This is a genomic window from Selenomonas bovis DSM 23594, assembly GCF_000381005.1.
Classification (GTDB): domain Bacteria; phylum Bacillota; class Negativicutes; order Selenomonadales; family Selenomonadaceae; genus Selenomonas_C; species Selenomonas_C bovis.
This window is the reverse complement of record NZ_KB908382.1, coordinates 96,642-106,809: the sequence shown is the minus strand read 5'-3', so window position 1 is coordinate 106,809 and position 10,168 is coordinate 96,642. Positions and strand designations below refer to the sequence as shown.

Below are 10,168 nucleotides of genomic sequence, written 5' to 3'. Positions count from 1 at the left end.
TCTTCGTCTTCTTTATGGAGTTTCCCGCTGCCGACAAAAGGCTGCTCGGGATGCTTCATGTACCGCTGCTTCCAGGTATAAAGCGAATTTACATTTATATCCAGCTCACGAGCTACTTGACTGGCAGGAATGCCACTCATTACACGCTTGACTGCTTCTTCCTTAAATTCATTGCTATAGGTCTTTTGTTTCGTGGACACTATCTCATCACCTCATGGTCTTATTTTACCATTCGTTTATAGTGTCCATCAAACGGGGTATAGGCCAATATTCCTGCACCCCACGCTCAGGCACGGCGTGCTCACATGGGATGAGGGGAATATCGACATCGCCCCGGAATATGTCTACGAACACAGCTATGCGTATGATGGGGTCGTGATCTGACGGCGGACCCTTGCACTGACCTCATGGCCGTTGTCACCTTCCACGTGACCGGCATGATGCTTGCCGATCTGGGATGGAACTGGCACGGAGCGCAGGCGCCTTTCGCGTTTGCGCTCCGTGCCATTCTTGTGTCGATCGGTCCGCGTGCCGGAGAAATACCTATCCAATAGGGAAATCCTATGATAGAATATAGAGAACCTAAGTAGGAGAGAGCAGGAGGACGTCATGACACTCACACAAATGCGCTATTTCTATGCGGTCTGTCAATGGCAGAACATCACGAAGGCGGCGGAGCATCTGCATGTCTCGCAGCCGACGGTCTCCGTCGCCATGCAGGCGATGGAGACGGAGACGGGGCTGAATCTCTTCCACCGCGAGGGGCGCAAGCTCCTGCTGACGCATGACGGCAGCAAGCTGCTTGGCAAGATCTCGCATATCCTCGACCAGGTGGAGCAGCTCGAGGCGGAGATCAGCGACCTCTCGCACAACCGCAACCATATCCGCATGGCGCTGCCGCTGCAGATCGGCACGCGCTTCCTGCCGCGCATCCTCGGCGAGTTCCGCGCGGCGCATCCGGAGATCGTGCTCGAGATCATCGAGACGGGCGGCATCAGCGCGCTGCACATGGTCGAGGATGAAAAGCTCGATCTCGCCATGACGAACTACGAGACGGGCTTCAGCAATAATCTCGTCTACCGGAAGCTCTTCTCCTGCGAGTGCTGCTTCGTGACGTATCCCGCACATCCGCTCGCAAAGCGGCAGAGCGTGAGCGTGGCAGAGCTCGCAGAGGAGCCGCTCGCGCTGCTCGACAGCAGCTTCTTCGTCTACCGCCTCGTGCACAGCGCCTACGCGGCGCTCAGCTGCAAGCCGCAGGTCATCCACTACTCGCCCTACCTCCACACGATCAAGAACCTCGTCAAGTCAGAGATCTGCTCCACGTTCCTCGCCGCGCCCGCCGTGCTGCCGGACGACGGCCTCGTCGCCATCCCGCTCGCGGAGCCCCTCCGTCTGAACTCCGGCCTCGTGACGAAGAAGGGGCGGCAGGTCTATGACGATGAGAAAAAGCTCATGCAGTTCCTGCGCAGGATCACCGAGGAGGAGCTGGCGGGGATACAGCGATAAAGACGAATGTCCCTGCGTGAAGGCTCTTTCTTGACGTAGGGAGAAAATATTTACCGTTTTTTATGGGAGAACTTGACAAGTTTACACCGATGCCCTATAATAAAGACAAGCAAAGGGAAAAGCAAGGCGGACAACCCGCCAGCGGAGATTGCAGTTCCCCGCGCCGCCGACATGAGACTGCTAAAGAAGGAGGGCGAGTCCGATGGGCTAGCGTAAGCACCCCATGGGAAACTACATGGAAAACATCATATCGAAGAAATGACCGCATTGGTGACGAGAAAGCCGATGCGGTCATTTACATTGCGCCCCCAAGAACCAAGCCCGCAGGGCGCAGGTGATTGGCATGGGCGCAAGTACGCCTAGTCGCGCAAGCGACCGGCGCCGAGGCGCAGCAAATCTATCCGAAGGGGTCAGTTGCCATCGCCGCAGGGCGCAGCGTGATTGGCATGGGCGCAAGTACGCCTGGTCGCGCCCGGTGCTGAGGAGCGGTACACGCAGTGTGAAGAGAGTGTTGCATGTGAGATATGCGCAGGCTCGCAGCAAGACGGGGCGGCGAGCGCCGGACGACGCACTCCGCGGTTCGTTCTCGTCGGCAATGTGGGGCGTGGTAGAGTGGAGGCTCATCGAGCCTCCAAATAGGCGGACCGCTGCGTTCACTGCCCGACACCCGCCGCCCCCCCTAGTCGCGCCTTGCGGATCCTGCGCACGTCGTTCCGCTCACCGAAAAATTCACCCGCAATTAATGAAATTCCTCTCGCAAACGCCTATGATAAAATTAAGGAACCACTGATTAATTCAGCACTCCGTCTTCACGCGTCTGCGCTGTCCTCTCGTCGTCGACAAATCTCAGCGTAGCTTCGGCTACGCCTGCGGTTTGTCTCCTAGTGAGATACAGCGCATCCACGTAAATCCGGAGCACTTCATTTAATCAGCGGTTCCTTAAGGAACCGCCTGGAGAGGCTGCTCGGTATCATTGACAGAGAGGATGTTTGCATGAGTCCAAGGATGAGACTTTATCTTACGGTGTTTCTCGGCGTGATGAGCGCGATGGCGCCGCTCGCGACGGATATGTATCTGCCGGCGCTGCCTGTCTTGCAGGCGGATTTCGGCGTCTCGGCATCGGTGGCGCAGCTCACGCTCACGATGACGATGCTCGGCATGGCGGCGGGGCAGATGCTCATGGGGCCGCTCTCCGACCGCTATGGGAGGAAACGGCCGCTCTTGCTCGGCATGCTGGGGTTCACGGCCGCGGCGGTCGGCTGCGCGGCGGCGGAGAGCGTGCCGCTCTTCCTGGCGTTCCGTTTCCTCATGGGCTTTGCCGGCGCGAGCGGCATCGTGATCTCGCGGGCGATCGCGCGCGACGTCTGCAAGGGGCCGGAGCTCACGCGTTTCTTTGCGATCCTCATGATGGTGAACGGGCTCGCGCCCGTCATCGCGCCGGTCATCGGCGGGCAGATCCTGCTCTTCAGCTCGTGGCGCGGTGTTTTCGTGCTGCTGATCGCCATCGGCCTCGTGCAGGCGGGGGCGACGCTCGTCTATCGTGAGACGCTTGCGCCGGAGCAGCGCATCGACGGGCTCGCGGCGTCCTTTCGGAAATTCCCCGAGCTGCTGCGGGACCGCTATATCGTCGGCCATTGTCTCGTGCAGTGCTTCGTCTTCGGCGCGTTCTTCGCCTATCTCGCGGGCTCGTCGTTCCTGTTCCAGAATATCTATCATGTGAGCCCGCAGACGTATAGCTATATTTTCGGCGGCATCGGCATCGGTCTGCTCATCGTCGGCATGGTGCCCGCACGGCTCGCGGGGCGCGTGCCGGACATTTCGCTGCTGCGCTGGTCGCTGACGATTCCCTTGGCGGGGGCGGTGCTCCTGCTCGCGGGCTTTCTCGCCGCGGCGCCCATCTGGTACACGATCCCCGTGCTGCTCGTGACCATCGTGCCGCTCTCCGTCATGGGCACGGCGAGCTTCTCGCTCGCGCTCTCGCGCCAGGGGAGGAACGCCGGCAGCACGAGCGCGCTCATCGGCTGTGCGCAGATGATCCTCGGCGGCGCCATGATGCCCGTCGTCGGCATCGCAGGCGACCAGACCGCCGTGCCCATGGGCATCATCATGCTCACCGGCTACCTGCTCGCGAACATCGTCTTCCGGAAGCTCATTGCCCCGGCGCACGTGGGAGAGAAACGGCGGCGGTGAGGGGGAAGATTGAAAGGATTGCACATCTGCTGGGAATCCGCTATAATACGAATAGAAAGAGGCATACCTGTCAGCGGTTCGCCCCGATTTCAAGCGATTTAAGAAAACCGTCTATCGTTGGAAGCGCCCAGGCGGTTTCCTTATGCCTTGATTGCAACGATGCATAAAAGTATGACAATCAGAAATGCAAGCAAATCGTATCTCGTCATAAGCATCGCCCCCGTTTCTGGGGTTTGATTGAACCGCCTACCGTTTGGTATGCCTCGTTTCTTATTCTAGCATGGATTGAAAACGTTGAGAAGGGCTGCTGTGCCGTGTGGTACAGCAGCCCTTCGTCATTCCTTTTCCTCCCCGTTTGACCCCGCCCCTTCCCTGCCGGTATAATGGACGCGCGGGCGCTTTGCGTCTGCGTGTGGTTTCGACGGTACGCGCCAGGAGGGCGCGACTGTACGGGGAGGTTTTTCTATGACAAGAGAAGAGAAGTATCGACAGGTGCGGCGGGAGGCTGGCGCGACGGGCGTGCTGCTCGCGCTGATCATTCTTTTCTGGTGCGCGGCGGGGTTCGGCCTCGCGGGGGTGCCGGTGTTCGTTTTTGGGCTGCCGCTCTGGGCGGTCATGGGGACGGTAGGTGTCTGGCTGTTCGCGATCGTGGGCGTCTACGTGCTCGTGCATGGCTGGTTTGCCGATATGAGCCTCGAGGATGAGGAGCAGACGAGGGGAGGCGATGCGCGATGATGCCGCAGACGGAGGGGAATCTTTTCGCGCTCGTGCCGCTCTTGCTCTTCATGGCGCTCATGCTCGCGATCGGCGTCTGGGTGCGGCGCGGCCGCGGCTTCGGCGAGGATTTCGTGCAGCAGTATTTCATCGGCAACCGGCGGCTCGGCGGCTTCGTGCTCGCGATGACGACGGTCGCGACGTACAGCTCCGTGAGCTCGTTCGTCGGCGGGCCGGGCATGGCGTGGAAGGTCGGCTTCGGCTGGATCTATATGGCGGTCGTGCAGGTGACGGCGATCTTCCTCGTGCTGGGGATTTTCGGCAAGCGCGTGGCGATGCTCTCGCGCCGCTTCGACGCGGTGACGGTCGTCGATATCATCCGCGAGCGGTTCGAGTCGAACGGGCTCGCGATGCTCGCGGCGCTCGTCATCGTGCTGTTTTTCTGCGGGACGATGACGGCGCAGTTCGTGGGCGGCGCGCGGCTGTTCGCGGCGGCGACGGGGTACAGCTATGAGATGGGGCTGTTGCTTTTCGGGCTCGTGGTCGTGCTCTATACGAGCATCGGCGGGTTCCGCGCGGTGGCGCTGACGGATACATGCTGCGCGCTCATGATGATGGTGGGCATCGTCGTGCTGCTCTACTATGTGCTCGCGGCGGGCGGCGGCTATCAGGCGATCCTCTCGGGGCTGCACGCGGAGCATCCGGAGCTTTTCGAGCCGCTCTCGGCGGGCAAGATGCCCCTGGGGCTTTATTTCACGCAGTGGCTCCTCGTGGGCATCTGCACGATCGCGCTGCCGCAGTCGGTCGTGCGCGGCATCAGCTACAAGGATACGCACAGCCTGCACCGCGCGATGCTCATCGGCACGGTGGTCGTCGGCTTCATGAACATCGGCGTGAATTTCACGGGCATCCTCGCGCACGGCGTGCTCGACGGGCCGGAGGCGAGCTACGGGAGCGTCGACAACATCATCCCGCTGACGATCGCGCGCGCCGTGCCGCCGGAGCTCGTGGGGCTCGCAATCATCGGGCCGCTCGCGGCGTCGATCTCGACGATCTCCGGCCTGCTCATCGTCGCGTCCTCGGCCATCGTGAAGGACGTCTATCTCGCGCACATGCGCGCGCAGGGGCGGACGGTGAAGGCCGTGCATCTCTCGCGTCTCTCCGTCGTCACGACGGCGGCGCTCGGCGTGCTCGTGTTCGCGCTCGCGCTCACGCCGCCGAGCCTCATCTGGATCATCAATATGTTCGCGTTCGGCGGGCTCGAGACGGCGTTCTTCTGGATGCTGCTTTTGGGCCTCTACTGGCGCGGCGCGAACCGGCTCGGCGCGCTGCTCTCGATGGCGGGCGGCACGGTCGCCTACTGCGCCGCGCAGGCCGCGGGCTTCAAACTCATGGGCCTGCACCAGATTACCATCGGCATCACGGTTTCGCTCGTGCTCTTCCTCCTCGGCGCGCGCCTCGGGCGGCCGACGAGCGCCGCGGTGCTCCAGGTGTTCTTCCCGGGGGCGCGGGGAGAGGAAAAAGGCTGAGGCATCTGTCCCTATCGCCTGAGGGATGGCCGCGTCTTTCGGCAAATGGCTGCCCGGGGCTTCCTCTGGCGGTTGCGCCCGCGCGCTGCCGCTCTCGGCAGGGCGCCGGATGAATCATTCCTCTGTGCAAAACGCCCCGGCGGCTCATTTGGCGAGCCGCCGGGGCGTTTTTGTCTGGCTTCTTATTTTTTCTCGTCTGTGTCCGCGGCGAAGGTCAGCGCCGACGTCATGAGCTCGAGGGAGGCGACGAGCACCTCCTCGCTCGTCGGCGGGTTGTCGAGATGGCCGATGGCCTCGCAGATGGCCTTGAGCTGGTTCGGATGCGGCTCGAGGATCGGATAGATGCTCGCGAAATACGGGATGAGCGTGAACGTGAGCGTGTCGAATGTCTCATCGCTCGACGCGGGGCACTGGCGGCGCAGGATGTGCTTGACCGTCGGGAAGACCTGCAGCATGATGCGGTTGAACGCGACGAGGTTCTCATAGCGCACGTTCTCCTCGAGCACCGTATGGCGGAGGGAGAAGAGCCGCAGCGTCTCGCGGTGCTCGATGAAATGATGGGCGAGCCGCTGGCAGAACGGCCTGCGCCTGAGCAGCTCGTCCCCGGGGAACATCGCCTCGAGCGACTGGTAGAAATGCTCGAGCCGCTGGCCGAGCAGATCGAGCAGCACCTCCTCGCGCGTCTGATAATAAGTATAGATCGTCTGCCGCGTGAAGGAGACCTGCTTGGCGATGTGCGAGAATGTCACATTGTCGAGCCCTCCTTCATGGAAAAGCTGCTCCGCGGCGCAGAGAATCTCCTGCCGCCGGCTTTCAATCTGCTCCTTTTTTCGTGCACGCTGGAATCTCATGGCGCCCTCCCGCTTCCTTTCATTTGCTTTTAGTATAATATGCCTAGAGATTCTCCGCAAGAGGGGAGATGGCGCGCAGGGAAACTTGTTCCTTTTTGAGGAATTTCTTCCAGGAAACTAATTTTTATAACGCCAATTATTAATCGACGTATTGCAAATTGTTAATTGACATAGCGCAAATAAAAGGCTATACTGTGAACTGTCAAGAGGCTTGAGGGACAACAAGGAAACGTGGACACTTGCAAAACATCCGACAAGCCTCCGACAGAATGGTTTTTCGTTTTGAAGGAGGAGTTCATCATGAAGAAGACTCTCGTATCCGCACTCACGACGGCCATCGTCGTCGGCGCTGCATCCACGACGTTTGCAGCAGCCAATCCGTTCTCCGATGTTCCGGCAGATCACTGGGCATATGATGCGGTATCCCAGCTCGCAGCCGACGGCGTCATCGACGGCTACGGCGACTCGACGTTCCAGGGCGACAAGAACATCACGCGCTATGAGATGGCGCAGATGGTCGCAAAGGCCATGGCGAAGACGGACGTCTCCGCGCAGGACAAGGCGCTCATCGACAAGCTCGCTGCTGAGTTCTCCGACGAGCTCAACAACCTCGGCGTCCGCGTCTCGAACCTTGAGCGCAATGCTGATAAGGTGAAGTGGAACGGCAAGATGGAGTACACCTACAAGAGCAACCGCATCGAGAACGAGGCGAAGAGCGGCAAGAACAAGACGAACAGCGACGAGCTCCTGTTCCGCCTCGAGCCGAGCGCTGAGGTCAACGACCACTGGCGTGTGAACGCACGCCTCGATGCGACGACGTACCTCGACAAGGACAGCGGCGAGGGAGATGACAAGGTCACGCTCAAGCGCATCTACGCGCAGGGCGACTACAAGAACTTCTCCACGCAGCTCGGTAAGTTCGAGCTCTACACGCCGGAGGAGGGCCTCGTCTTCGATGATGAGATGTCCGGTGCGAAGGTCACGTTCGGCAAGGATCTCAAGGCGAGCCTCTACGCTGGCCGCCTCGACCTCGGCGAATCCGCGATTGATGACAACACGGTGAAGACGGCTCTGAGCCAGACGTTCAATCAGGATAAGGCGAACATCCAGGGCATCACGCTCCAGTATGACAGCCCGGCGAGCAAGCTTTCGGGCGGCGCTGCCTACTACCATCTGAACAGCGAGGGCTTCAAGGATCTCACGGGCAGTAACTCCCGCGACAGCCTGAATCCTGGTGTTGTTTACCGCAACGGTGCCAACGACAGCGACGAGGCCAACATCTGGTCGCTGAACCTCGGCTACAACTTCGACGGCACGAGCCGCATCTCCGGCGCGTATGCGCAGAACACAGAGGCGGACAACCTCGACCACAGCTGGCAGGCCTTCTACAACTACAAAGGCGCGCAGGCTGAGAACAAGAACACCTGGGGCGCATACGCCGGCTACCGTTACCTCGGCACCTACACGAGCCTCTTCGGTACGCAGGATGCACAGATCGTCGGTGCGAAAGGCTGGGAGGTCGGCGCAGACTACACGCCGTTCAAGAACGTCGTGGCTTCCGCGAAGTACTTCAACGGCAAGGGCATCGAGTCCGACCGCGACGCGCAGACGCTCTGGGGTCGTGTCGACTTCCTCTTCTAATCTAGCTTCCTATCCTTTTATGAATCCCCAAATCATAAAATCCATATAGGTTGACCCTCGTGGGGGTGATGGCTATCATCCCCACGAGGGTTCTTTTTCTTGCTTTTCCACAGGCTTCTTTGTAAACTAAAAGCAAAGGAGGAGATTCCGCGAGACTTCGGAGACGGCGCACATATCATCTACGTGAATGGTGATTGCAGAGACGATACGCCCGCACGACGGCACGAAAGAGGCAGCGCCTCGATCCCTTGGTATCCGATTGGTACCTTGGCATCGAGGCGCTGCCTCTTTTCGTCGACGCGATTTGCGCGTCTTCAGACATACTGATTCTTGTCCGTCTTCTGCGGCTGACTGCGATAGTCCATATATTTCTTCGTCTCCGCGACGATGACGCCCGAGAGCGCGATGAGCGCGATGAGGTTCGGGATGGCCATGAGGCCGTTGACGATATCCGCGAGGATCCAGATGGCCTCGAGCTTGAGGAACGCGCCGGACGCGACGAGCACGATGAAGATGAGCCGGTAGGGCAGCACGCCCTTCGTGCCGAAGAGATAGATGCAGGCGCGCTCGCCGTAGTAGTTCCAGCCGAGGATCGTCGTGAACGCGAAGAGCACGAGCGAGAGCGTGAGCAGGCTGCCGCCGATGCTGCCATACGTCGTCATGAACGCGCTGTTCGTCATCGCCGCGCCCGCGGCATCGCCCTGCCAGACGCCCGTGAGCACGAGCGCGAGGCCCGTCATCGTGCAGATGATGATCGTATCGATGAACGTGCCCGTCATCGAGATGAGGCCCTGCTCTGCCGGCCACTTCGTCTTCGCGGCCGCCGCGGCGATCGGCGCGGAGCCGAGGCCGGACTCATTGGAGAATACGCCGCGCGCGATGCCGTTCTGCATCGCCATCATGATCGTCGAGCCGGCGAAGCCGCCGACGGCCGCCTGTCCCGTGAACGCGTCCTCGAGGATGAGCGCGATGGCCGCTGGCAGCTGGTCGATGTAGACGACGATGAGTCCGATGCAGATCGCGACGTAGAAGAGCGCCATGAACGGGATGATCTTCGACGCGACACGCGCGATGGACTGCAGGCCGCCGATCGTGATCGCCGCGATGAAGAACGTCAGGATCGCGTCCGTCGCCGCCTTCGGGAAGCCGAACGAGAGCTCCACGCTGTCGACGATGGCGTTGACCTGCGGGAACGTGCCGATGCCGAAAAACGCCACGCCGATGCACGCGAGCGCGAAGAACGTCGCGAGCGGCTTCCATTTCTCGCCCATGCCGTTTTTGATATAGAACATCGGGCCGCCGGCGATCTCGCCTTTCTCATCGACCGAGCGGTACTTGATCGCGAGCAGGCCCTCGGAATACTTCGTCGCCATGCCGAAGAACGCCGCCATCCACATCCAGAAGATCGCGCCTGGGCCGCCGACCTTCACTGCCGTCGCGACGCCGACGATATTGCCCGTGCCGACCGTCGCCGCGAGCGCCACGCAGAGCGCCTTGAAGCTCGAGACGTCGCCCTCGCCCTTGTTCTGCGCGCGGAAGATCAGCTTGAGCGCGAGCGGCAGGCGGAACACCTGCAAGAGATGCAGCCGCACCGTCAGAAAGATGCCCGTGCCGACGAGCAGCGTGATGAGCGGCGGGCCCCACATGAACGTGTCAATCGCGTTGAGCACCGGGATGAGAGATTCCATAGAAACAGCCTCCTGATAAGATTTGTCTTTACATAAAAGACAAACGTAT

The 10,168-nt window shown here is 60.6% G+C and carries 8 protein-coding genes; 5 read left to right on the top strand and 3 right to left on the bottom strand.

The genetic code is table 11. From position 1 onward, the window contains the following. The coding region (locus tag F599_RS15070; RefSeq protein WP_026327979.1) for a transposase at positions 1-200 on the bottom strand (200 nt) is incomplete at its 3' end. 409 nt (positions 201-609) lie between these two features. Between F599_RS15070 and F599_RS0104060 the strand changes: the two genes are divergently transcribed. The 4 genes from F599_RS0104060 (at position 610) to panF (ending at position 5,939) form a co-directional block, all read left to right on the top strand. Continuing rightward, on the top strand, positions 610-1,506 hold the full coding sequence (locus tag F599_RS0104060; protein ID WP_026327798.1) for a LysR family transcriptional regulator: 897 nt from the start codon (positions 610-612) through the stop codon (positions 1,504-1,506). A 1,005-nt stretch (positions 1,507-2,511) separates the two neighbouring features. Next, positions 2,512-3,696, top strand: coding sequence for a multidrug effflux MFS transporter (locus F599_RS0104050; protein WP_019542256.1), 1,185 nt, complete (start codon positions 2,512-2,514; stop codon positions 3,694-3,696). Positions 3,697-4,161: 465 nt separating this feature from the next. Continuing rightward, a complete protein-coding gene (locus tag F599_RS0104045) occupies positions 4,162-4,431 on the top strand; it encodes a YhdT family protein (RefSeq protein ID WP_019542255.1) in 270 nt (89 codons plus the stop codon). Next, positions 4,428-5,939, top strand: coding sequence for a sodium/pantothenate symporter (gene panF / locus F599_RS0104040; RefSeq protein WP_019542254.1), 1,512 nt, complete (start codon positions 4,428-4,430; stop codon positions 5,937-5,939). The genes F599_RS0104045 and panF overlap by 4 nt, the downstream gene beginning before the upstream one ends. 182 nt (positions 5,940-6,121) lie before the next feature. On the opposite strand, the gene F599_RS0104035 is transcribed toward panF, so the two are convergent. After that, complete coding sequence (locus F599_RS0104035) at positions 6,122-6,790, bottom strand: TetR/AcrR family transcriptional regulator (RefSeq protein ID WP_019542253.1); 669 nt, start codon at positions 6,788-6,790, stop codon at positions 6,122-6,124. A gap of 300 nt (positions 6,791-7,090) precedes the next feature. On the opposite strand from F599_RS0104035, the gene F599_RS0104030 reads away from it, so the two are divergent. Then, entirely contained in the window at positions 7,091-8,431 is a 1,341-nt protein-coding gene (locus F599_RS0104030; RefSeq protein WP_020700485.1) for an S-layer homology domain-containing protein, read from the top strand. Positions 8,432-8,745: 314 nt separating this feature from the next. On the opposite strand, the gene F599_RS0104025 is transcribed toward F599_RS0104030, so the two are convergent. Next, a complete protein-coding gene (locus F599_RS0104025) occupies positions 8,746-10,119 on the bottom strand; it encodes an alanine/glycine:cation symporter family protein (RefSeq protein WP_019542251.1) in 1,374 nt (457 codons plus the stop codon). Positions 10,120-10,168: the final 49 nt, after the last annotated feature.

What these genes read in the sequence shown, in the direction of transcription:
- panF (WP_019542254.1), top strand. Translation starts at nt 4,428, where the DNA reads ATGATGCCGCAGACGGAGGGGAATCTTTTCGCGCTCGTGCCGCTCTTG.
- F599_RS0104035 (WP_019542253.1), bottom strand. Translation starts at nt 6,790, where the DNA reads ATGAGATTCCAGCGTGCACGAAAAAAGGAGCAGATTGAAAGCCGGCGG.
- F599_RS0104025 (WP_019542251.1), bottom strand. Translation starts at nt 10,119, where the DNA reads ATGGAATCTCTCATCCCGGTGCTCAACGCGATTGACACGTTCATGTGG.
- F599_RS0104030 (WP_020700485.1), top strand. Translation starts at nt 7,091, where the DNA reads ATGAAGAAGACTCTCGTATCCGCACTCACGACGGCCATCGTCGTCGGC.
- F599_RS0104060 (WP_026327798.1), top strand. Translation starts at nt 610, where the DNA reads ATGACACTCACACAAATGCGCTATTTCTATGCGGTCTGTCAATGGCAG.
- F599_RS0104045 (WP_019542255.1), top strand. Translation starts at nt 4,162, where the DNA reads ATGACAAGAGAAGAGAAGTATCGACAGGTGCGGCGGGAGGCTGGCGCG.
- F599_RS0104050 (WP_019542256.1), top strand. Translation starts at nt 2,512, where the DNA reads ATGAGACTTTATCTTACGGTGTTTCTCGGCGTGATGAGCGCGATGGCG.